Source organism: Thermoleptolyngbya sp. PKUAC-SCTB121 (assembly GCF_016919485.1).
Classification (GTDB): Bacteria; Cyanobacteriota; Cyanobacteriia; order Elainellales; family Elainellaceae; genus Thermoleptolyngbya; species Thermoleptolyngbya sichuanensis.
Window position 1 is genome coordinate 4,127,387 of sequence record NZ_CP070366.1, and the last position, 23,648, is coordinate 4,151,034.

Consider the following 23,648-nt stretch of genomic DNA (forward strand, 5'->3'; position numbering starts at 1 on the left):
ATCCTCAATCGCGCCGGATTGGCCGGGCGATCGCAGATCAGCCAACAAACTTCAAAGATGTCAAGAAGAGTAGATTGTTCCACCGTTGCGATCGGCACCTCTCCGCTGGCATAGAACTGAAGGTAGAACCGATGGTAGAACTGATGCGATGCATTTACTCAATACATTCTATAAGTGCTATCCCTGTAGCTGTGACCTATCCCTGTGGCTGTGACAGGCGTTTTTGCAAGAAAAGCTGCTGGGGTTGCCCCACTGCCCAAGTGAACGGATTCCACTCAGATTTACTAACGTGATAGCCTGCCTTTTCATACAGCAGTCGGGCTGCCGTATTGTTTTCCAGCGTGTGCAAATAGAGTGCTGCAAAGCCCCACTCGACCGCAATGCGATCGCACGCTTGCAGCAGTTGCAGCGCAATGCCCCGCCGCCGATAGCCCGACCGCACCGCTAGGTTGGAAATATAGAGATAGCGATCGCCCACCACATTCCAAAATGCAGGACGATGCAGATTCATCTCCAGCGTGCCCACTACACGCTCGGTCAGGGTGTTGTCGCTGCCGTGTTGTTCAACGGCGACCAGGCAGGTATAGTGTGGCGTTTTGCGATGCAGCCGGCCGCGCAAATCGTCCAAAATACCCGCTCGAAACAGCGGATAGGCCCAGCCCAGCAGCCCGTCTGGATTGTGAAAGCTGCTCGCTAGCACCTCGGCTAGATCGGGCAGGTCGCGCGATCGCGCTGTTCGGATTAAGATCGTTCCAGGTTCATCTACTTGGGATATCCCACACGGCTTATCCATCCACCCAGCCAGCAACGCCGATAAAAACACGTCTCGACCCACGGCCACGCCCGTAATCACTGCATCTCCCCATTCTAGACCGAGCGAAAACCGAGAACGAGCGAAAACGAGTCGCATCTACCCTGCCTTGTCTCATCTACCTTGTCCCATCTGCCTTGTATCAGTATTCCCCCACTATTGCGCGTCTGGCATTTACAGTTACATCTATTGCTAGATTGGGAACGCTAAGAGTCAGGTAAGTCCGTGGTGCATTTGGTGTTCACAGTTTGGCAGCACGTTGAATTCTATGCGGCACATTATTTCTAGCCGTCCCTTGAGAGCGATGAACTCCCGGCAGGAGCGCGATGCATGGCGGCGATAAATCCCAACAAGCCCAAAATTCTGGTCGTCGATGACGAACCCGATAATCTAGACCTGCTCTATCGCACCTTTCACCGCGAGTACAAAGTGCTGCGGGCAGAGAGCGGGCCAGAAGCGCTCAACATTCTGGCCAGCGAAGGTGGCGTGGCGGTGATCATTTCCGACCAGCGGATGCCGTCTATGAGCGGTACAGAATTCCTGAGCCTGACCGCAACCCAGTACCCAGACATTATCCGGATTATCCTCACGGGCTATACCGATGTGGAGGATTTGGTCGAAGCCATCAACTCCGGCAAAGTCTTCAAGTACGTTACCAAGCCCTGGGACGATGAGGAACTGAAGGGCGTGGTGCGACAAGCCGTAGACACGCACAATGTCCTGAAAGCTCGCACTCAGGAATTGCAGCGATCGCTCCGTCAGGAATCTTTGCTGAATGCCGTCACCAACACCATTCGCGGCGCGTTGAACTATCGGCAGATCCTTCAAACCATTGTGGAAACCGTCGGCCACATGTTTGAGGTGGACTGCTGCCTGCTGCGGCCGGTTCACGATAACCGCCTGGGGAGCGAGGTGTTTGTCTATCGCTCTCGCAGCGTCACCGAAGCCGAGGAACACACCGACCTGGCCCACCGACTGGATGATGTCAGCAGCCTCGCCCACACCGTCTGGGAAACGCGAGACGTGCAGATAATCTACGATGCCCGCGCCGAAGCGGAACTGCTGGCCACCTGCCCTACCGAAGCCGGACAGCAGGCCTATCGCGCTGCTAACATTGCCTCTAGCCTGGTGGTGCCGCTGATCTGTCAGCAAGAACTGATGGCAGTGCTGGCGCTGCATCAGTGCGAAATGCCGCGCACCTGGCAAGACGACGAGGTGCAACTGGTGGTGATGGTGTCGGATCAGGCAGCCCTGGCGCTGTCGCAGGCCAAGGCCTATGAACAGGTGCGATCGCTCGCTCGGCGAGAAGCGCTGGTGAACACAATCACCACTGCCATCCGCTCTAGCCTCGATCCCCAGGATATTTTCTCTGCTATTACCCAAAAGCTGGGTCAGGCGATTCATGTAGACGGCTGCGCCCTGTCGCTGTGGACGGAGGGCAACGAGTTTGTGCAATGTGTTGGGCTGCACGAGCTGACCCACGACGGCAAAGAGGTGTCCTCTGGGCTACCGCTAGATGAATGGGGGCGGAGTGACCCCAGTTCACGCCACCAGTTGCCGCTGTCGTTGGTTCCCATTTCGGGCAATCCCGTGCTGCAACGGCTGCTGTCTACCCAGGCTCCGGTGGTGATCAACGATCTCAGCCAGCATCCAGAGCTAAATGTCCCTGACCTGCCGCTGCGATCGCCCGCCCGTGCCCTGCTGGTTGTGCCGCTGCTCAGCGATGGCCAGATTATCGGCAGTATTTCACTGCGCCAGATGCACCAGCCCCGCCAGTGGTCGGCGGATGAGATTGAACTGGCCCAGGCCGTGGCAGCGCAGGCGGCGATCGCCGTGCAGCAGTCTCGCCTTTATCAAAAAACGCGCCAGCAAGCAGAACAGCTTTTGGAACTCGATCGCCAGAAAACCGAGTTTTTCCAAAACGTATCCCACGAATTTCGCACCCCGCTGACCCTCACCATCGGCCCGCTAGAGTCGGCCGTGTCCCAGCAGCAGGGCCTCAGCTTCGAGCAGTCGCAAATTGCCCTGCGAAACTCGCGCCGTCTGCTGCGACTGGTGAACCAACTGCTCGATCTCCAGCGGCTCGATGCGGGACGAATGCAGCCTAGCTTCCGCCCCTGCGACCTGCGCGACTTTGCCAGCCAAATCATCGACAGCTTCCGCCCCTATTGTGAAAAGAAGCAGATTCATCTGATTACCCACCTAGAGCCGTGTCCCCCGGTGTACCTGGATGTCGAAAAGTTCGACAAGGTGCTGTACAACCTGCTGTCGAACGCCATGAAGTTCACGCCGTCGGGCGGCACAATTACCGTCACCGTGGCTCCAGCAGGGGATCATTGCCAGATTCGGGTGCAGGATACGGGCATCGGCATCCGTGCTGACCAGATTCCGCATCTGTTTGAGCGATTCCGTCAGGCCGACGGTTCTGCTAGCCGCAGCTACGAGGGCAGCGGTTTGGGACTGGCACTGGTGAAGGAACTGGTCGAAATGCACGGCGGCCAGGTAACGGTGGAATCGGTCTATGGCGAGGGTACGTCCTTTATCGTGTGGTTGCAAACCGGACTGACCCATCTGCCGTCCGACCAGGTGATCGAGATTCCCGCTGAGTTGGAGCATAGCCGCTCTACGGTGGAACTGGCGGATATTGAGGGCGATCTAGCGCTTGCCCAGGATACAGAGCAGCGACCCGTGGCGATCGCCCCTTCCCCCAACGCTCCCCCGACCCAGATTACGGGCGCACCGGCCCTAGAGTCGCTGCCCCTTGCCCAAGCTGCTGCCACTTCACAAAGCACGGTCTTGGTGGTAGATGACAACGCCGACATGCGCGGCTATGTGTCCAGCGTCTTGCAGCAGGCGGGCTATCAGGTGATTACTGCCCGCAACGGAGCCGAAGGCTTTATGACGGCCCAGGTGCATCGTCCGCAGCTCATCCTGACCGACCTGATGATGCCGCTGGTGTCGGGGCTGGAGTTAATCCAGATGGTGCGCCAGGACGACGACCTGAGGGGCACGCCCATCGTGCTGGTCACTGCTAAGGCCGACGAAGAAACCCGCATTGAAGGAGCCGAAAAGGGAGCCGACGGCTATCTTTCTAAGCCGTTTAACGCACGGGAACTGGTGGCCGAGGTGCGGAACTTGCTGGCGCTGAAAGAGAGCGAACGGCGCGTGGCGGAGCTAAATACCTATCTGACGGAATCGGTGCTGAAGCGATTTTTGCCGCCGTCGCTGGTGGAAAAAGCGGCACGGGGCAACCTGGCGCTGGATTTGCGACCGGAACCGCGCATGATTACGGTTCTGTTTAGCGACATTATCGGGTTTACGCAGCTTTCCAACACGCTGCGATCGCGCCGGGTGGCCGAACTGCTGAACGAGTATCTGACCGAAATGACCCACGCCATTTTTGAGCATGGTGGCACGGTTGATAAGTTCATGGGCGATGCGATTTTGGCGATCTTTGGTGCGCCAGAGGAAATTAGCCCCAACGAGCAGGTGAAGCGGGCGATCGCCGCTGCCCAGCAGATGTATCGCACCCTCGACAAGCTCAACGAGCGCTGGCAGGCTCAGGGCATCAGCCGCGTCCAGTTTCGCTGCGGCATCCACCAGGGAACGGCCGTCGTCGGCATGTTCGGCGGCTCCGAACGCACCGACTACACCGCTATCGGCCCCAGCGTTAACATTGCTGCCCGCATCCAGGAAGCCGCCGAACCCGATACGATTCTGGTGTCTGCTGCCGTGGCCGATTACCTGGATCAGCACACGATTACCAAGTTCAGCCCGCTGGAACTCAAGGGCGTAGATGAGACTGTGCTGACCTTCGCCATTCGCATCGATCACCTAGACGAGGCGATTGCCAAGACACAAGGATAAGATAATCCAAGTTGTCCAGCCAAAATCGCTTATCCAAAATCACCCAGCTAAACTCTAAAATCGCCCCAGGCCTTGCCGGATTTCTTGTCCCAAGCTTGCGCCTGTGATCAGGTTTCGAGACAATATCCTAGATATTCTAGAAAGATTCAAAGGAAGAAGTCGGCTTGACCTAATCCTGACGCAATTTTTGAGACCCATTATCACATCTCATCACATGCAGATTCGGGTTCAGCCGTTTACCGTCCACAAGCGAGTCCCGCTCACCATTAGCCGGGGAACGACGGCCGAAAGCACGAACCTGTGGCTAATTTTGGAACACGACGGGATTGAAGGCTGGGGCGAAGCGTCGCCGTTTGCCGCTGGGCGATCGCCCCAGACGACCAGCACGATCGCCGCCGCCCTGGAAGCCGCCGCACCACACCTGGCAGACTATACGCCCTACGACCAGCAGGCGATCGCCGCTCGTCTGGGGGAGCTGCACCTGCCCTCGGCGGCCCGGACTGCGCTGGATCTGGCGCTGCACGACTGGCTCGGCAAACGAGCGGGGCTGCCGCTGTGGAAGTTGTGGGGATTGGAGCGCGATCGCATCGTGCCCACCTCCATCACCATTGGCATCAACACACCGGAGTCCGCCCAGCAGCGACTCCGGGGCTGGCTGGAGCTAACCCAGGTTCACGCGGTGAAAATCAAGCTGGGCAGTCCGGCGGGGCTGGAAGCCGACCGCGCCATGTTTTCGGCGGTGCTGCAAGACGTGCCGACGGGCGCAAAGGTGAGCGTGGATGCCAACGGCGGCTGGGATTTGCCAGGGGCGATCGCCATGAGTCACTGGCTGGCAGAGCGCGGGGTCACCTATCTAGAACAGCCGCTCGCACCGGGACAGGAAGCCGATTTGCCAAAGCTCTACCGCGAGTCGCCGCTGCCGCTGTTTGCCGATGAAAGCTGCTTTGACCGCGCGGATATTCCCAAGCTGGGCGATCGCGTCCACGGCATTAATATCAAGCTCATGAAAGCGGGCGGGCTGAGTGAAGCGCTGGCAATGGTACATACGGCCCAAGCTCACGGCTTGCAGTTGATGTTTGGCTGCTATTCTGACAGCACGCTGGCCAACACCGCCGCCGCCCACCTCACGCCCTTTGCGACCCACGTCGATCTGGATAGCCACCTGAACCTGCTGGATGACCCGTTTCTCGGTGCGGAGATGCAGGAAGGACGGCTGATACCGGGCGATCGCCCTGGATTAGGAGTCTACTGCTAGGGATGCACTTCGATGATGCCGCCGCCCAAGACGCGATCGCCCCTGGCCGCGTCCTGCCCGTCGCCGTCATACCACACGGCCGCTTGCCCTGGGGTAATGCCAAACTGCGGCTCGTCGAAGGTGATTTTCAGGCGAGTCGCGTCGTCGTTGAGCGGGACGAGCATGGCGGGGACGGGCGTAGCGCGATAGCGGGGCTGCACAAAGGCGCGAATCGGGCCGCTGGGCGCGGCAATCGACACCCAGTTCACCCGCTGCACGGTGCATTCTGGCTGGTGAACACTGGCGCGATCGCCCACAATCACCTGATTCCGCCCCACGTCAATGCCCACGACATACAGCGGTTCCGCCGCCGCAACCCCGATACCCCGGCGTTGACCGATGGTGTAGTGGTGAATGCCGTCGTGCTGACCCAACACGCGACCCGACTGATCGACAATATCGCCCGGTTTAGGAGCCAGATATTTGTCCAAAAAATCACGCATAGAGCCGTGTGCTTCAATCAGGCACAAGTCCTGGCTTTCGGGTTTTTCGGCGGTGTGCAGGTTAAACTCGGCGGCCACCCGGCGCGTTTCGGTCTTGGTCTGGTCGCCCAGGGGAAAGTGGACGTGGGCCAGCACGTCTTGCGGCAGGTCGTAGAGAAAGTAGGACTGGTCTTTGCTCAGGTCTGCGGCGCGGCGTAGCTCATAGCGCCCAGTTTCGGGGTTGTGGCTGATGCGGGCATAGTGCCCTGTGGCGATCGCGTCGATGCCCAGTTCCTCTTTTGCATAGCGCAGCATCGGGCCAAACTTCACCGCCCGGTTGCACTGCGAACAGGGCAGCGGCGTAATGCCCGCGCCATAGCCTTCCACCAGATAGTCCACAATATTTTCCTGGAAGAGATCCCGGCTATCGACAATGTGATGCGGGATTTCCAGTTCCTCACACAGCCGAGCCGCGTCCACCATGCCCTCCGAGCAGCACTGACCTTTGCCCTTCATCAGCCACAGCGTCACGCCCACCACCTCATAGCCCTGGTGGTGCAAAATGGCAGCAGCGGTGGAACTGTCTACGCCGCCGGAGAGGCCGACAACAATTTTGGTCATGCTTGGATATGCGGGTGAGAAGGGCGTAAAAAATATCGGGCTTGACAGCTTTTCTTGACAGCTTTTAAATTCTAGTCCAAAACGCTGGGTGGCTGGTTTGGGGTGAGGCGCGTGCTGGGGGCGCATGGTGGAGGCGTATAGTGAGGGCGATCGCCCCGTCCTTCAAACCGCAAGCGATAATGGAAAGCGTGCCAACTTTCTGCCCTCTGCCGCCCTGATGCCATCCATTCACTCCGACTCTTCCACGCTGCCCGCCGATCTGTCATCGGCTGAAGCTGCCGAATCCACTGCTGCACCTGCGGCCGACTCGCTCCAAGCACCGCTGCTGGGCCAGTCGCTCGACCAGTTGACCGCGTGGGTGCAGCAGCAGGGACAGCCCGCCTATCGCGGCAAGCAGCTTTATCAATGGCTCTATCAGCGGGGAGCGCGATCGCTCTCGGAGGTGACCGTGTTTCCTAAGGCGTGGCGGGCCGAGGTGGCAGATTATCCCATCGGGCGATCGCACGTCCACTATCGCGCCACGGCTCCAGACGGCACGGTGAAGTTTCTCCTGCGCCTGGGCGATGGGCACATCATCGAAACCGTCGGGATGCCGACCTATGCCAGCCCGCTTGATCCCCCTAAATTCCCGCGCTTACACGCCGCTCCGCTAGAAACAAAGGGGACTTCCGAGCCTCAACACCTCAGTTCCCCGACTCCCCTCTCGCGGCTGACGGTCTGCGTCTCCTCCCAGGTGGGCTGTCCCATGGCCTGCGACTTTTGCGCCACGGGCAAGGGCGGCTTTTTGCGAAACCTGGAAGCGCATGAAATTATCGACCAGGTGCTGACGGTGCAGGAAGACTTTGGGCAGCGGGTCAGCAATATCGTGTTTATGGGCATGGGTGAGCCGCTGCTGAATACGGACAATGTGCTGGCGGCCGTGCGATCGCTCAATACCGACGTGGGCATTGGTCAGCGCACGATGACGATTTCCACCGTGGGCATTCCCGGCCACATCCGCCGCCTGGCCCAGCACAAGCTCCAGGTGACGCTGGCCGTCAGCCTGCACGCCTCCAACCAGCCCACCCGCGAAGCCCTCATCCCCAGCGCCAAGCATTATCCTCTGGAAGCATTGCTCGACGAGTGCCGCGAATACGTCCAGCACACTGGGCGGCGCGTCACGTTTGAATACATCCTGCTGGCAGGGCTGAACGACGAACCCGAACACGCCGAAGATCTGGCGCACCACCTGCGCGGCTTCCAGAGCCACGTCAATCTAATTCCCTACAACCCCATCAACGAAGTCGATTATCAGCGCCCCGACGAGCGGCGGATTAAAGCATTCGTGCGATCGCTCCAGGATCATCACATCGCCGTCAGCGTCCGCTATTCTCGCGGGCTAGAGGCGGATGCGGCCTGTGGGCAGTTGCGGGCCAGGAGGGGGTAGGGGAAGAGGAAAGAGAGAAGAACGAAGAGGGAAGAGGTTTCGTTTTTCGTTCTTCGTTTTTCGTTCTTCGTTTTTCCGTTTTTCCCTCAACCTCCCCACACCTTGCTCAACACCGTCTTCGGGTCAATATCAGCCATGTTGCCTGTGGGGGATTTGATGCCTGCGAAGCGATCGCTCTTGGGCAGCAGCTTTTCGGGATCGGTGGGGCCAAACAGGGCGAGGGTGAAGACCTTCAGCGCCACGGCCAGGTGCATGGGGGCGCTGTCGGTGCAGAGCATCAGGTTTGCCCCGGCAATCATGGCGGCCAGTTTGCCAATGTCCGGCGGCGAGGTGATTTTGATACCGGGGGCTGCCTGAGCCAACGTCGCCACAAACGCCTCATCCTCTGGGCCCTTCACCACTACGATCGGCAGGTTGGGCTGCTTGGTCTGAAAGTCTTGAATAATCGCCTGCCAGCTTTCGACGGGATAAATCTTGTCGATGCCCTTAACCTTGGCAAGCTGGCTAGAGCCGCCGTGGATCAGCACATAGCCGCCGCTGCCCAGTCCCAGCCGGGCCCGCTCGGCCTCGGCCCAGTCCAGATCTTTTTTGGGAATGCTGATGGACGGATCGGGGCAGGGCGTGTCGATGCCTAGCCCCTTCAGCAGGTCGTGGTACATCGCAGCCGCATACTGGTCGGTGTTAAGCGGCACTGCATCGGTGAGAAACAGACCGCTCGAACCGCTCTGATAGCCGATGCGCTTGGGCGTACCCGTCAGCCACAGCAGCAGCCCCACGCCCCAGCGCTGCCCCAAGGAAAGGGCTACATCGTAGTAGCGATCGCGCAATACGCCCAGCAGGTTTGCCCAATCCGCCGGGCTATTGTTGTCTTTGAAGTCAAAGGACAGCACATCGCTGACTGACTTGCTGACCCGATAGGCACTTGTTGCCCTGGGTTCCACCACCACATCAATATCCGCATTGGGATAGGCTTGCTTCAGGTCATCCAGGGTGGGGAAGAACAGGATCTGGTCGCCAATTCCCCCCGGAACAAGGGCCACAACTCTCATACCACTTGGTTACTCATACATCTCCCCCAAAAGCTTACAGCAAGACGGCAAGGGGCGATCGTATCCAGAGCATCGGAGTCGCACCAGAGTTTGAGCAAACCCAGACACGCGCCGCGTCTTATAGAATGGAGCGGGATTTGCACGCGCACCCGCCTCGATCACCGTAGTTCTTCATGTCGCATATGTCGCATTAGTTCTCCTAATGCTGTGGCGCTTGATGTAGCGTTCCGAATGAAACTACCAGAAGCCCCCAGAAGCTCGACTCGGCAATCCAAAATCACACAAAATCGCAAATCCAAAATTGCAAATCCAAAATTTATGATTGACCTCTACTATTGGCCAACCCCCAACGGACACAAAATCACCATCTTTTTGGAAGAAGCGGCGCTGGACTATCGCATTGTGCCCGTCAATATCGGCGCAGGGGATCAGTTCAAGCCTGATTTTTTGAAAATTGCGCCCAATAATCGGATGCCTGCCATTATCGACCCAACTCCGTCCGATGGCGGCGAGCCGATTTCGGTGTTTGAATCGGGGGCGATTTTGCTGTACCTGGCGGAAAAGACGGGGTTATTTCTGCCGAACACCCTGCGAGGGCGCAAGACCGTCACCGAATGGCTGTTTTGGCAGATGGGCGGGCTGGGGCCGATGGCGGGGCAAAACCATCACTTTTCGCAGTATGCGCCAGAAAAAATTCCCTATGCGATCGCCCGCTACGTCAACGAAACCAATCGGCTCTACGGCGTACTCGATCGACAACTCCGGGGGCGTGAATATATTGCTGGGGACTATTCCATCGCCGATATGGCGTGCTATCCCTGGATCGTGCCCTACGAGCGGCAGCAGCAAAACCTGGAGGACTTTCCCCACCTGAAGCGCTGGTTTGAAACCATGCGCGATCGCCCTGCCGTCATCCGCGCCTACGAACGGGGGCAGCCCTTCAGCAACACGCCCACCATCAACGACGAAAGCCGCAAAATCCTCTTTGGGCAAACCGCCGCCTCGATCTCGCAACCTGGAGAGTAGACAGCTTCACTCGTTTCTCCGAACTCCATCCCGCCTCACCTCTCCAGCCAACTGGAGGGTTTATCATGGGCATAAGAGTTTGGCGGAATTGAGTATGCTCACGCGCGAAAAAACAATGCGAATTGGTGAAGTTGCCAGAGTCAGTGGCCTGCCCATTAAGACGATTCGCTACTACAACGAGTTGGGCTTGCTGAAAATCTCTGGCAGAACCGAAGGCGGCTATCGGCTCTTTGACCCAGACGTGTTGGGTCGGCTTCGCTTCATCAAACACGCCCAGAGCCTTGGGCTGAGCCTGATGGAAATCAAGGAATTCCTGGCGGTCTATGACCAGGGAAACTTACCTTGTGACCATATTCGCGAAAAGCTGGAAGATAAGTTACTTGAAATCGAGCAGCAGATTCAACAGCTTCAAATTCTCAAGCAAGAACTGGGCGGGCTGCTGTCTGGCTGGCAGGCAGCGCCAACTGCTTCGGCGGAAACCATTTGTCCAATTATTCAGCGGAGTTAAGGGGAGTTGGGGATGATAGTCTGATGTCCTTCGTTCGCGGAGATAAACGGGAAAGCCATCAAGGTCTAAAGCAGGGCTGAAGCAAGTGTCTGAACCGTCAAAAGTCGAGGACTGGTGGGGGCGATTGATCGGGCAATTGACGGGGGCGATCGCATCCCTTACAATCAACCATCAAGCTGTGATGATGCCAAGTCAGCGCGGCTTGACTTTCCCCCCGAAACTTTGGTCGTTTAGTCATTTACGGCGTTGGTAGATGTTCCTAGCATCTACCAACACCTGACCCCTGGACAGGTATAGTCTGTCTCAGGGCTGCGTCCATTTTAGGCCGCCCTGTCATCAGCGCTTCACGTCTATGGGCGGCCAACTTTTCGGGGTTTCCTACCCCTCTTTAGTTTGGACTAACTGGCATCACAATAATGCTCAACAGGATGCCATAAAGAATCTGCTCAACCGTTCATAACAGTTGAACTTAAGGAATTGGATACAATCCTGCTCGCAGTTAAGCTGCTGTTGCAACCGGACTGTTCAGGGATTGTTCGGATATCTTGCGTTTCGAGGCTCGTTTTTTGACCATCGGATAGCAGGGACGAGGAGTTGGCTTGTGCCCCTTGCCTCGTCCTGGCGATTTACCACGAGGTTTAGGCGCAGGAGCAGGGGTGCCAATCGCTGCCAAAATGCCTGCAAACGCTTGTGCGACCCGACCCGGAGTCAACGTTTCTTGCGGTGCCTGCCAGGGCAAGGGGTGGTCAGTACAGTCCTTTCGCGCTAACCACAACTGCCAACTGAGCAACGGCATCAGGCTGCTCCACTGTTCGGTTGCCGATACAGAACTGAACTGGGGATGTGTCCAATATAGCCTCTGCTTGGCAAAGCGATACCAGTGTTCAATGGCAAAGCGACGGAGGTAGTGCAACCACAGGGTTTCTAACGGAGGCATCTGCTCACCCAGCCAAACTAACCACAAAGGAGCCAAGCGTCGCGTGCTGCTCTGTGTCTCCAGCACCTCCACGCGCAACACTTCCATTGCCCGTTTGGGGATTTGCGGAAATGGTATGCACTCCAACGACTGACCCGCACTCGTCCCCAGTTGGGATCATCGACTTCAACGGTTTCGACCGGGACACTCCAAGTGTCAGGGTCATTGAGTTTCATCTTATGTCCATGCTTGGCAGGTGCGCCTCGCCCTCGATACGCTGGGGGCGCGCCATAGACACATCGATTGGATGTAACCCGCAGCAGCAAGTCTGCCTCAATCCCTGCCGTTTGGTTGACAAAACTGGCATTGCCGTACCCTCGGTCGTAGATCGCCAACGGACGCACCGCTAACTGCCGAGTCACTTGTTTGAGTTGGAATGCCGCTTTACTGGCGGGTGTTTCAAAGCTGGTGATGCGCTCATGCCGCAATGGTAATGCCCAACTGCCCCTGTCTTCAGCAATCCAGGCTAAGGTACTGTAGTTTTGTCCGGCTATCGGGGCATGTCCTGTTCTGCCTGATAAGGTGCGGTCTTTCAAACGCCTGGCAGCAGGACGGTTCCACCGACTCGCATCACCTGCCAACAACGGTTGCTGCTGAGTCGGTATCTGCTGCACCAACAGCTTCAGCACCTTTGAGCGGGGTAGGCGGCTATCGCGCAACGCTTCATAGGGGCTCGACCACTGGCGACGAAAGACAGGACTCTGCGATAGCCTCACAAACGACACGATGCACGCACTCACTAACACGGCATCCATCAGATCAAACAGGGCATCTCTGGCGTTTCCCAAGCTGGCATACAACGTTTGGCGAAATTGCTGAAGTTCGTTGAAAATCATGGGGTCAATGTTGGTTGTACTTCATTGACCTTACGGCAGTCGGTGCTTCTCATTGACTGCCTTCCTCTTCACCATTAGTCCAAACTAAAGTACCCCTCGTTTCCTGGAGGAAACCCCAAATGCTACACATTCAATATGTCTGGTCGTCCCCATTGTCGGAGGCGACCCAGTTTTCGCTGCCGCCGCTGACCTGCGAGCTGCCGCACCGTCGCCGTCTGCGCCACTACCTCGTCGGCCTGCCCGAAGATGCCCAGATGGCGATCGATCGCCTGCACCTGCTCCACTACGCCGAGCGCTTCGAGTGGACTCGCGCCCTGCAAGTCCCCCAAAACGGCATCGTCATCAACTCCCGCCCCGGCGAGGTGCTGCGATACTTGCATCGCGATGTGTGAAGTGATGCTGCGGCGAATGAGTAACTGCTGACTGAAAGCGTGGGCGATATTGCTCTGCAAGACTTTGCCCACGCTTTCTTATGCGCTTAAAGATCAAGGAGAACGATATTGCTCCGCAAGGCTTCGCCAACGCTCAACTGCATTCCATGAGTTTTCCTTATCTAAAGATTTACTGAAGTTGTCTGCCTAATTCCCGGAATCAGGGGTATTATGCAGATTATAGCGTTTTTCATTCTGGCGAGGCATAGTAACAGCAATGGGAGAACCAATTCTGTAGGTCATTCAATGACACTTGGGAGAAGGACTCCTCAATGGCTTTGTCTAGATCAAGATAGCTCCGTGCCCCAAGGGAGCGCAGAATACTCTTAATCTTTGAAAAGCAATTCTCGATGGGTGAAAAGTCCGGCGAGTACGGCGGTAGAAACATCAGTTTAGCACCTGCATCCTCAATCAACCTCCTAACTTCTTCACCAAGATGAATCGAGCAGTTATCCATGATGACACATGCCCCTTTCCACAACTTAGGAACGAGTCTCTGGGAAATGAAGGCTTCAAAGGTAAGTCCATCGACTGAACCGATGAGATTGGAATAGGTAATTACCTTTTTAAGGCTAATTGCACCAAGAATCGAGACCCGTTTCCCTCGTTTGCTGGGACGCTTACCATGGGCTCGTTTTCCTGTCGGGGCACGTGCCCGGAGTCGAGCCAAAGCCAGGTTCACTCCTGATTCGTCAATAAAGATTAAGTCTTGAGCCAGGAATCCTCGAACCAGTTGCCAAAATTTGACTCGTTCGATTTGCACCCGTTCAGTTTCCTTTTTGTCGGGATACAGCGTTTTTTTTAAGGGTTAAGTTCAGTTTCTCTAACATACGAAACATCGTCGAAACGCCAATCCGAACACCGACCCTTTGTTCCAGCAAGTCACACAACTCTGCCAATGTCGCGTCATGATTTGATTCAGCAATCGTTTTTAGGATCTCTAGTTGCTCATTACTTAATTTGGTTGGCGTTTGCTCAGTGCGGCGTTTGGGGGCAATCTCACCTGTTTCCCGATATTGTTTGATCAGCTTTCGCACGAAACTGTAAGCAACTCGAAATTGTTGAGCGATTTGACGTTGCGACGTATTCCCTTCAATGTAGACATCAATAATTTTTTGTCTAAGATCTAGTGAGTAGGGTCGCATTTGAGTTAAGGGTAAAGTAAATTCACTGAATAGATTATATCAAAATACGCCTCACTAGGCTAGAAATTGCTATAGCGTCAGCCTAATTGCCCTTCTGGAGGTAGATAGGCAGACACGATCAGTCTAATTACTAGTTAGACTACCAGTCTGTTCTACGGTTCTAGCCGAATACAAAACCTGTAATTTTTGTTTATTCAAAGGGAAATCTATAGCCCAAGCCATATAATGTTTACTGATTCCTTTCCTAATTCTTTCCGGATCAAAGAATTGGTCTTATTGAGAGGTAAGAAACATGAGCTTTGGTAAATTGCTTTTAATGGCGGTTGTTATTGGGTTCGTTTCAATATCTAAATGTGCTGATGGTATTGCTCAGGATAGGGTCAATAGTGAGCAAAGTAGCCAAGTAGATGCTGAACCCTCAGAATTGGAAGTACGCCTTTCAGGAAAAGAATTATATGATGCTTTAGTTTCTCAGACTGTCAGCGAACTTGACAGATTAGCTAGAGAACGTGAAGCATTGCGTTGGACTATTGTTAGTATTATCACAGCATTACTGGTAGGTGCAATTACTGTTGCTGGAGTTGCAGGATATAAGGATTTGCAGAAGAAGATATATGCACAACTCAAGGATGAAATTAACATCAATGAGTCGATTAAAGCAGCTATAGAAGAAAATGTACGCAAAGTTGCGTTGTCAAGAATTGATGAAAAAGTAGAGCAGCTAAACAAAGAATTTGCATTTTATAAATTCTCTAACCTAGCTTCGGATTTATCAGATAAATCTAGAGATAGTTTCTCCAATGCAGAGCGAGATGCTGTCATGGAAGTCGTTGATATCATAAAAGATTCTAAAGAAATTACGAGTAGACCTGAGTTTTTAGCTTCGTTAGAAAAAGTCGTAGATGTTTTTATCTCTGCTGATTTAGACGATTATATTGACGATTTAGAAGGGGTGTTGGAGGCGATAATAGGAAGATATCCTGGAATCGTCTATTCCTTGATGAACCAGTATGGTATGCGTGTTCTGGGTGATACTGAAGTTAGTGATGCTACTAAGGCGAGATTCTTCAAGTATGCCTATGCTTGTAAACATCACCGAATTTGGGAGATAGCCTTACCTTGGCTTATGGTGTACGAATTTAGCAACCAGCTTAATGGATGGGAAAAGAAAATCGAAGAGTACTTCATAGATGCACAACAGCTAAATCCAAATGATAAACAGAGATTCCTTGATGTTTTTGAACGATATACAGATCCTTCAAGATACAGAAGATCAACAGGGCAGATAATTCGATTTACCTGTAAATTTCAAGAATTTATCAAACACTATGAAGAGAAAATAGCTGCATTAAATCTTGCAGCTTCAACTTAGTAGAGGCTAAATATCTGCTTGACTGACAAAACTAAGAAGCTGGAATACGGCTGAGGACAGTGAATTCACGCTTTAGGGAGTCATCGTGTTGTCGCCTTGATGCGATGGCAGGTTGAGGGTCAGGTGAACAGGAGAGGAACTGATAAACGTGAATCTTCCACTGGTGAGTGATAGCCAGCCGAATCCAATTCCAGCCCAGCTTGAGATAACTCATGCCGCGCTTCCAGTGAGCATCGACTTGGCGACGCTTGCCGGATGCGACCACTTGCACCCCTTGGAGAACTAAGAACAGCATCGTCAAGGCGATTACCCCACACAACTGGGAAAGGGCAACCTTGTCTCTGAGTCTGGAGGCTTCGAGATTAAACCCGTTGGACTTCAAATCCAAAAACGACTCCTCCACCTGAAATCTCAGTCGATATTGGGCAAACGTCTGCAAGTTCGTCGGCTCATCACTCACAATTGTCCAATTCTCGCTGCTGAGTTTGTCGTGGGCAAAGGCAAGGTAAACATTGTCGTAGGGCTTTGTTCTACCCACCGACACTGCAGGCGTAAAGTAAGCTTGTCCTGGTTGCAATTGAACCGACGATACCTGGCGCCACTGCCCTTGGTGCTGAAATTGGAAGGAGCGTTTGATGCGGATGCGGAAATGCCAACCCAGATTCTCCCGGAGGTATTTCATCAACTTGCCATCGGCAAACCCTCGGTCTGCCAAACGGACAATCGCGACACCTTCGGGCATCAGCCGTTGCGCTTGCCGCAGTACCCGTTGAATCGTCCACAACCTGACGGTGCTGCTTGATTGCGCCACCACTTTCCAAGCGACCGGAACCGTTCTTCCTCGGTACACCACTGCGACCCAGACGATGCAGAAACAATTCCATACGACCGTTGTATCGAGGCTTAAGTAGAGTCGTTGGGTCTGCCAGTTGGACAGAGCCTGCCCAATCAGCGCATGATGAGCGGACGCGACATTGATCCGCCGATTCGACAACCAGCGGCGAAACCGGCGTTGGTGGGATTGAGCCATTTGAGCGCGACTCCTCACATACACCCCAAATCCATTGAGATGAACGTTTTGGCTTCCAATCATGCCAATGATCATCCAGCACAGTGTTTGCAGATGGCGAGCATCCTGCCACTGAATGTCGCATTGACGCAGAAAATCATTCAACGCATCATAAAGACGGGAAGTCGGTGACATTGATTTGACTGGTTTGTGTGGTTACTTCTCAGCCTAAATCATGCTCTGCTTCCCGCATGGCTTTCGTTCCAGCTTTAACCTGTTTTGTCAGTCAAGCAGGGCTAAATATCTCAAAGATTTAGTAGTCTAACATAGGCCCTGAGGGAGACGGAGTCAACAGTCAGCCGTAAAGAAGCACTGAGTAAATTGATGCACAGATTCTAAATGCAGCAGACCATAAGCCATCCTGAGGTTGGCCACATTGCATTCTTAAAAGCGTTCCGTTCGTTGAATTGTTGCGTGTGTTTTAGTGTGATCTAAACCCTAGAATTACTGCACTCACCTCCTGCACTCGTCGTCACTTCAGCAGCGCTTTGAACTAGCATCGCCGCTAGCGGCGACTTCTTCCGCTGGAGCGCCGCCAGATAGCGGTCTTCATCATAGGGCACTCGGTCTTGCCAGCAGCGCCAGAGAATTCGTCCCCACTTATACGCCAGAGCGCGAATCGCTTTGGGATGACTTTTGCCCGATCGCCGCTGCTGCTGATAGAACGCATTGGCCCACGATGAGTGCCGCCGCGACTGGTCAGCCCACTCTACAAAGGACTGCCGCAAGAACTTTGGACAACTCCAGCGCCAATGCGTCCAACGTTTCTTGCCACTCTCCTCTTTGACCGGTGCAATGCCGATATAGCTCATAAACGCCTGGGCGCTGCCGAAGCGACTGCGGTCATCGCCAAACGCAATCAGTAGCCGGGGCGCAAGATGGGGTCCTGCTCCGGGTAAAGCATCGAAAAACGCCGCATCTGGCAAAGACTGAAACAATTGCTCAATCGTTTGATTTAACTCATCGAGTCGATGCAACAGCGCCTTGAGCTGAATCACCAGCGTTTGCACCAGCCATTGCATCGGTTCAACAATCCCTGGGTCTTCTGTCAGGGGGATGCCAGCGGTTTGGATTTGGTGAATGCGCCGCTCAATGGCGCTCCGGCGGATGACTCGATGAGACTGGAAGAACAGAGTCAATTCCTCAGCCGAAACCGCTTGGGCAGAGTGGAGGTCAGGGTATTGAGTGATAAAGTCACAAAACACTTGAGTATCTTTATCCTCAAACCACTCCAGCACTTGAGGATAAAAGTTCTTCAAAGCAGCGGTGATGCGATTGGTCAGTCGTACCTTCTCTCCCACCAGCATGCGGCGGGATTCACTCCACTGCCGCAACGCTCGCAGTTCACAAGATGCGGCTTGCCACGGGGGGATCTTGTCTGGGTGCTTGAGCAGCAGCTCAATCAAAATCTGGGCATCTACGGGGTCTGATTTTGCTCGTGAGGGCTGAAAGGCTCGTCGATAGTTAGAAACCGTGCGCGGATTGATGGGAAACAGCACTAGGTTGTCGTACTGGCACAGCGCGTAAATCAGGGGTCCTCGCTTTTGCTCCAGGCAGATGGCAATTGGGCTGTTGCCGTATCGCTGTTGCAAGGTCGCAACCCAGTTGGCAATCTCTTGCGGTTGAGCGCCAATCACGCTGTATTCTCGCTGTGCGCTCTCGGGGTCGTACAGACAGATGTCGTGTTTGCGATCTGACCAGTCAATGCCGATGTAGGCGACAAAGGTTCTTTCCATCAGCTAAGTTGGGGATAGTTTGTTGTCTGGAACTGGGCTGCCTGCTTCTGAGCGAAGAGATTATGGAAGGTGTCTGTCACCACTCCCTGAGAATTCGTTGAAGGAAGCTGGTCAAGGTTGAGGCGATGCAATATGTTAGTAGACATCGAGATGTCTGACGTTGGATGGTCGTCCTCAATCCCTAGCCCAGTTCCTTTTCCTATTACCATTTCTCTGGCTCTTAGCGATCTCTATGAGAGGAGCGAAGCGATATGTTAGTAGACATCTGACTGTCGCTCACTGCATGGTCGTCTCCTCTCTGTTGCGGTTCTGTCTCCCCATAACTGCGCTGCAACGGACGGAGCAGAGATCTTGACTGGGACTCAAAGGTTGTCTGCCGCCGTTGAGCTTCACCGTTAGCCGTCTTAGGCTTCAGCCTCGCCCCCTCTGTCCCTCTTGAAAAAATGCTGGAGTTAAGCGACAAGCTCAGGCTATCGTGATAAACTGCTGCAAGATCATTTGTTCTTGCATGATGATGGCGAATCTACCCCACTTCATTCAATATCAAGGCAGCAAGAGGAATCTGGCAAAGCACATCCTCCAGTTTTTTCCAAAAAATCTCAATAGGCTGGTAGAGCCTTTTGCTGGAACTGCTGCGATTAGTGTTGCTACGTCTGCAAGTCAGATTACCCACAGTTTTTGGTTGAATGATCTGAACAAGCCGCTAATCGAGCTACTAGAACTGTCTATAGAAAGACCAGACGAAATAGCAAATTTTTACTTGGAGCTATGGAATGAGCAACATACTAATTCTGTAGCCCATTATTTTGAAGTTAGGTCAAAATTTAATGAGACTAATGATCCAAAATTGTTCCTTTATCTACTAGCGAGATGCGTTAAAGGTTCGGTTCGCTACAATTCTGAAGGATTGTTCAACCAAAGTCCGGACAAAAGACGCAAAGGAACACGACCTGAAACAATGAGAAAAAATATAGCAGGTGTATCTAGTTTGCTCAAAGGCAGATGCAAGTTTACGAGTTTGGATTATCGAGAAGTATTAGAGCAAGTCCAAGAAGATGATTTTATTTATATGGATCCTCCGTATCAAGGTGTATGCGGAAATAGAGATTCAAGATATCTGTCTGGGATAAATTTCGATGATTTTGTGTTAGCTCTTGAACAATTAAATCGAAAAGGAGCTACATTTGCTATCAGTTACGACGGTAAATTGGGTGATAAGGCTTTTGGCAAGATTCTTCCTAAAAGCTTAAATCTTGAAAGAATCGAAATCGAAGTTGGCAGATCTTCACAGTCTACATTATTGGGCAAGGAAGAAACTACAATTGAGTCGTTGTACTTATCGCCAAGTTTATCCAAAAGCTTAATGAATACTAAGATCATAGATTTTAGCTATGTTGGAAAGAAACCAAAGCAGCTAACCCTCTTGGAAAAGCATGGAGAATTCGCAGCAGCTACCCGATGACTTCTTAGAACTTTGTCGCTCTGTAACAGCAAAGAGACCGAAGGCAGTCATTGATCACATCTTGCAACACGGATTTATTACAACTGAGGAGTTGAAAGAAACCTACGGTTATAACCATCCTCCAAGAGCAGCTAGAGATGTCAGAGAGAATGGTATCCCGTTAGAGACTTTTCGTGTTACTGGAAGTGATGGCAGAAAAATAGCTGCATATCGGTTTGGAGATATTAGCAAGGCAAGATTCACTCGCCTTTCTGGAAGAACAGGTTTATCCAAGCAGATTAAAGAGGCACTGATTAGTAGATACGGATGTAAGTGTTTTATTTATCTTGAAGAGGTAGATGAACGCGAGTTGCAAATTGATCATCGTGTTCCTTTTGAAGTTGATGGTGAGCCGGATCTAGCCCCGGAAAACTTTATGTTACTTTGTGGCTCTGCCAACCGGGCTAAATCGTGGTCATGCGAACATTGCGAAAACTGGAACAACATTAAGGATCAGAAGTGTTGAATCTTGATGGTAAAACTTTACAAAAAGCACTCTCAAGAGGCGGATTATTGAGAATGGAAGCAATAAGTAGGTCATTACAGGCAGAATTATAGATCTTTTGTACTGGATTCAGCTATGAACTTGCCCTGCTAACATTGCGTTCAACACTTCTGATTAAGGATAAGTCTATTTGTCTATCCTGCTACTGGGCGTATCCGGAAAGCTATGAGCATATTGCAATGCGGCAAATCAGAAGAATAGATCTGCTTTGGGAAGGAGATGACATTGAGATTTATGAAAGGCTCAAGCAAAGGGCTGTTAGCGTAGAAAAGGAACTGCCTGAGTTTGTCAAAGAGATTATTGAGCGTGAGATCGAACGTAATGGCGACGGCTAACATAGGCCCTGAGGGAGACGGAGTCAATAGGTAGCCGTGAAGAAACATTGAGTCAATGGATACACAAAATCTAAACGCAGCAGATTATAAGTCAGCCTCATGCTGACTGCATCACATTCATCGCCACATTCCCAAAAGCGTTCCGTTCGTTGAACTGTCATGTGTCTTTTAGCGTAACTTGAACCCTAGAATTACTGCACTCACCTCCTGCACTCGTCGTCACTTCAGCAGCGCTTTGAACTAGCATCGCCGCTAGCGGCGACTTCTTCCGCTGGAGCGCCGCCAGATAGCGGTCTTCATCATAGGGCACTCGGTCTTGCCAGCAGCGCCAGAGAATTCGTCCCCACTTATACGCCAGAGCGCGAATCGCTTTGGGATGACTTTTGCCCGATCGCCGCTGCTGCTGATAGAACGCATTGGCCCACGATGAGTGCCGCCGCGACTGGTCAGCCCACTCTACAAAGGACTGCCGCAAGAACTTTGGACAACTCCAGCGCCAATGCGTCCAACGTTTCTTGCCACTCTCCTCTTTGACCGGTGCAATGCCGATATAGCTCATAAACGCCTGGGCGCTGCCGAAGCGACTGCGGTCATCGCCAAACGCAATCAGTAGCCGGGGCGCAAGATGGGGTCCTGCTCCGGGTAAAGCATCGAAAAACGCCGCATCTGGCAAAGACTGAAACAATTGCTCAATCGTTTGATTTAACTCATCGAGTCGATGCAACAGCGCCTTGAGCTGAATCACCAGCGTTTGCACCAGCCATTGCATCGGTTCAACAATCCCTGGGTCTTCTGTCAGGGGGATGCCAGCGGTTTGGATTTGGTGAATGCGCCGCTCAATGGCGCTCCGGCGGATGACTCGATGAGACTGGAAGAACAGAGTCAATTCCTCAGCCGAAACCGCTTGGGCAGAGTGGAGGTCAGGGTATTGAGTGATAAAGTCACAAAACACTTGAGTATCTTTATCCTCAAACCACTCCAGCACTTGAGGATAAAAGTTCTTCAAAGCAGCGGTGATGCGATTGGTCAGTCGTACCTTCTCTCCCACCAGCATGCGGCGGGATTCACTCCACTGCCGCAACGCTCGCAGTTCACAAGATGCGGCTTGCCACGGGGGGATCTTGTCTGGGTGCTTGAGCAGCAGCTCAATCAAAATCTGGGCATCTACGGGGTCTGATTTTGCTCGTGAGGGCTGAAAGGCTCGTCGATAGTTAGAAACCGTGCGCGGATTGATGGGAAACAGCACTAGGTTGTCGTACTGGCACAGCGCGTAAATCAGGGGTCCTCGCTTTTGCTCCAGGCAGATGGCAATTGGGCTGTTGCCGTATCGCTGTTGCAAGGTCGCAACCCAGTTGGCAATCTCTTGCGGTTGAGCGCCAATCACGCTGTATTCTCGCTGTGCGCTCTCGGGGTCGTACAGACAGATGTCGTGTTTGCGATCTGACCAGTCAATGCCGATGTAGGCGACAAAGGTTCTTTCCATCAGCTAAGTTGGGGATAGTTTGTTGTCTGGAACTGGGCTGCCTGCTTCTGAGCGAAGAGATTATGGAAGGTGTCTGTCACCACTCCCTGAGAATTCGTTGAAGGAAGCTGGTCAAGGTTGAGGCGATGCAATATGTTAGTAGACATCGAGATGTCTGACGTTGGATGGTCGTCCTCAATCCCTAGCCCAGTTCCTTTTCCTATTACCATTTCTCTGGCTCTTAGCGATCTCTATGAGAGGAGCGAAGCGATATGTTAGTAGACATCTGACTGTCGCTCACTGCATGGTCGTCTCCTCTCTGTTGCGGTTCTGTCTCCCCATAACCATCACATCGGGGTACGACTGCAACAGCCGATGGGCTAACCGCAGCATGGGGAGGTATCGCTTCGTGCTGACGGTGGCACTGGGATGCTCCAAAACCCGCCACAGCAGCGGCACCGCTCGTCCGCAACAGGTAACCGTCAGGTGAATCCTGCAGTAGCGATTCCACAACACCGTCGTATCGAGCGCCAGGTAAAGCCGCCGACCTTGCCAGCGATGGATGGCGGCTAGCACCAGCGGCACGTACAGACTTTTGACCCGCACCCGGCGATTGCCTAGGAAGCGCTGCCACCGGCGTTCGGTGCTTTGCGCCTGACGGGCCCGACTGGGCACATAGGCTTCCCACTGCGGCAGGCTCAACCGACCGCTGCACACCAGGGCCGTCACCATCCACGCCAGCGCTTTGAGGTGGCGCAGGTCGCGGGCATTACTGGATTGACGCAATAACGACAGCACTTGATCATAGAGGCAGGTGGTGGCTGGCATGATACAGACCCTGAGATGACGCAAATTTCAGCGTCTCATGTCAGCTCACCTTTTCCCTCTGTTGACGAGGTCTCAACTCTTTCAACCACTTGTGTCAGGCAGTCAGGTCCATAGCTCCTGAGTTGGAGCCGGAGGGCTTGGTCAGAGGAGCTTTTGGGCCAGCGTCCCCTACGAGAAATCAGGGGTTTCCAGAGATGTGTCAGGCAGTCAGCGCTGTACCTTATGTATCCTGCCGCTCACTAATCCAAGTAGTAAAACAAATACACTACAGTTGCCCAATTGTCAGACAGCATTGTTAAAGATTTGTCTATCGATAGAGTGACCTCTCTTGTCTAAGGGGTGGTTAATATACTGTTGGTGGTGTGGTGTTTCTAGATAAGTCTTGTTCTAGCTGATGTTGGTCAGGGCTGCTGAGATTTTGCATCATA

General features: G+C 53.4%; 16 protein-coding genes and 3 pseudogenes. 10 read left to right on the top strand and 9 right to left on the bottom strand.

What is annotated here, in order from left to right; translation table 11 throughout:
* Positions 1-196: 196 nt before the first annotated feature.
* Positions 197-910 carry a GNAT family N-acetyltransferase gene (locus JTM80_RS16895; RefSeq protein WP_172358088.1) on the bottom strand — a complete coding sequence of 238 codons (714 nt, stop codon included), beginning with the start codon at positions 908-910 and terminating at the stop codon, positions 197-199.
* A 231-nt stretch (positions 911-1,141) separates the two neighbouring features.
* Here JTM80_RS16895 and JTM80_RS16900 point away from each other — a divergent pair, with 231 nt between their 5' ends.
* Together JTM80_RS16900 and JTM80_RS16905 are read left to right on the top strand one after the other, a co-directional pair.
* Positions 1,142-4,678, top strand: coding sequence for a response regulator (locus JTM80_RS16900; RefSeq protein ID WP_172358089.1), 3,537 nt, complete (start codon positions 1,142-1,144; stop codon positions 4,676-4,678).
* A 214-nt stretch (positions 4,679-4,892) separates the two neighbouring features.
* Complete coding sequence (locus tag JTM80_RS16905; RefSeq protein WP_172358090.1) at positions 4,893-5,933, top strand: dipeptide epimerase; 1,041 nt, start codon at positions 4,893-4,895, stop codon at positions 5,931-5,933.
* On the opposite strand, the gene mnmA is transcribed toward JTM80_RS16905, so the two are convergent.
* On the bottom strand, positions 5,930-7,015 hold the full coding sequence (mnmA, locus tag JTM80_RS16910; RefSeq protein WP_205369895.1) for a tRNA 2-thiouridine(34) synthase MnmA: 1,086 nt from the start codon (positions 7,013-7,015) through the stop codon (positions 5,930-5,932). The two genes, JTM80_RS16905 and mnmA, sit on opposite strands and share 4 nt — an antisense overlap.
* A gap of 124 nt (positions 7,016-7,139) precedes the next feature.
* On the opposite strand from mnmA, the gene rlmN reads away from it, so the two are divergent.
* The gene (gene rlmN, locus JTM80_RS16915) at positions 7,140-8,441 is read left to right on the top strand and encodes a 23S rRNA (adenine(2503)-C(2))-methyltransferase RlmN (protein ID WP_216655288.1); all 1,302 of its coding nucleotides are present in this window, start codon (positions 7,140-7,142) and stop codon (positions 8,439-8,441) included.
* 86 nt (positions 8,442-8,527) lie between these two features.
* On the opposite strand, the gene JTM80_RS16920 is transcribed toward rlmN, so the two are convergent.
* Complete coding sequence (locus JTM80_RS16920; RefSeq protein ID WP_172358092.1) at positions 8,528-9,490, bottom strand: glycosyltransferase family 9 protein; 963 nt, start codon at positions 9,488-9,490, stop codon at positions 8,528-8,530.
* A gap of 318 nt (positions 9,491-9,808) precedes the next feature.
* On the opposite strand from JTM80_RS16920, the gene JTM80_RS16925 reads away from it, so the two are divergent.
* Both JTM80_RS16925 and JTM80_RS16930 read left to right on the top strand, forming a co-directional pair.
* Positions 9,809-10,516 (top strand): glutathione binding-like protein, encoded by a 708-nt coding sequence (locus tag JTM80_RS16925; protein WP_172358093.1) that lies wholly within the window; start codon positions 9,809-9,811, stop codon positions 10,514-10,516.
* Between the two features lie 94 nt (positions 10,517-10,610).
* Positions 10,611-11,024, top strand: a complete 414-nt coding sequence (locus JTM80_RS16930) for a heavy metal-responsive transcriptional regulator (protein ID WP_172358094.1) — start codon at positions 10,611-10,613, stop codon at positions 11,022-11,024.
* A 499-nt stretch (positions 11,025-11,523) separates the two neighbouring features.
* Here the strand turns inward: JTM80_RS16930 and JTM80_RS16935 are convergent.
* Positions 11,524-12,836 (bottom strand): annotated as a pseudogene (locus tag JTM80_RS16935) (NF041680 family putative transposase).
* A gap of 119 nt (positions 12,837-12,955) precedes the next feature.
* Here JTM80_RS16935 and JTM80_RS16940 point away from each other — a divergent pair.
* A complete protein-coding gene (locus JTM80_RS16940) occupies positions 12,956-13,228 on the top strand; it encodes a hypothetical protein (protein ID WP_225906662.1) in 273 nt (90 codons plus the stop codon).
* A gap of 229 nt (positions 13,229-13,457) precedes the next feature.
* Here JTM80_RS16940 and JTM80_RS16945 read toward each other — a convergent pair.
* Positions 13,458-14,412, bottom strand: a protein-coding gene (locus tag JTM80_RS16945) for an IS630 family transposase (RefSeq protein ID WP_205369896.1) whose coding sequence is annotated in 2 segments (ribosomal slippage) — positions 13,458-14,070 and positions 14,069-14,412 — 957 coding nt in all. Because the reading frame shifts where the segments join, the coding sequence is not laid out codon by codon here.
* 292 nt (positions 14,413-14,704) lie between these two features.
* Between JTM80_RS16945 and JTM80_RS16950 the strand changes: the two genes are divergently transcribed.
* The gene (locus JTM80_RS16950; RefSeq protein ID WP_172358095.1) at positions 14,705-15,784 is read left to right on the top strand and encodes a hypothetical protein; all 1,080 of its coding nucleotides are present in this window, start codon (positions 14,705-14,707) and stop codon (positions 15,782-15,784) included.
* Positions 15,785-15,815: 31 nt separating this feature from the next.
* Here JTM80_RS16950 and JTM80_RS16955 read toward each other — a convergent pair whose 3' ends face one another.
* Together JTM80_RS16955 and JTM80_RS16960 are read right to left on the bottom strand one after the other, a co-directional pair.
* A complete protein-coding gene (locus tag JTM80_RS16955) occupies positions 15,816-16,988 on the bottom strand; it encodes a transposase (RefSeq protein WP_205369897.1) in 1,173 nt (390 codons plus the stop codon).
* Positions 16,989-17,284: 296 nt separating this feature from the next.
* Positions 17,285-18,589 (bottom strand): IS110 family transposase, encoded by a 1,305-nt coding sequence (locus JTM80_RS16960; RefSeq protein WP_205369898.1) that lies wholly within the window; start codon positions 18,587-18,589, stop codon positions 17,285-17,287.
* A gap of 514 nt (positions 18,590-19,103) precedes the next feature.
* Here JTM80_RS16960 and JTM80_RS16965 point away from each other — a divergent pair.
* The 3 genes and pseudogenes from JTM80_RS16965 to JTM80_RS23525 form a co-directional block, all read left to right on the top strand.
* Positions 19,104-20,051, top strand: a complete 948-nt coding sequence (locus JTM80_RS16965; protein ID WP_172359054.1) for a DNA adenine methylase — start codon at positions 19,104-19,106, stop codon at positions 20,049-20,051.
* Positions 20,023-20,538, top strand: a pseudogene (locus JTM80_RS16970) (HNH endonuclease); the annotation flags it as partial. The gene JTM80_RS16965 and the pseudogene JTM80_RS16970, both read left to right, overlap by 29 nt.
* Before the next feature lie 173 nt (positions 20,539-20,711).
* A pseudogene (locus JTM80_RS23525) lies at positions 20,712-20,930 on the top strand (HNH endonuclease); the annotation flags it as partial.
* Between the two features lie 157 nt (positions 20,931-21,087).
* Here JTM80_RS23525 and JTM80_RS16975 read toward each other — a convergent pair.
* Both JTM80_RS16975 and JTM80_RS16980 read right to left on the bottom strand, forming a co-directional pair.
* Positions 21,088-22,413 (bottom strand): IS110 family transposase, encoded by a 1,326-nt coding sequence (locus tag JTM80_RS16975; RefSeq protein ID WP_225906663.1) that lies wholly within the window; start codon positions 22,411-22,413, stop codon positions 21,088-21,090.
* Between the two features lie 276 nt (positions 22,414-22,689).
* Positions 22,690-23,220, bottom strand: coding sequence for a hypothetical protein (locus JTM80_RS16980; RefSeq protein WP_205369762.1), 531 nt, complete (start codon positions 23,218-23,220; stop codon positions 22,690-22,692).
* Positions 23,221-23,648: the final 428 nt, after the last annotated feature.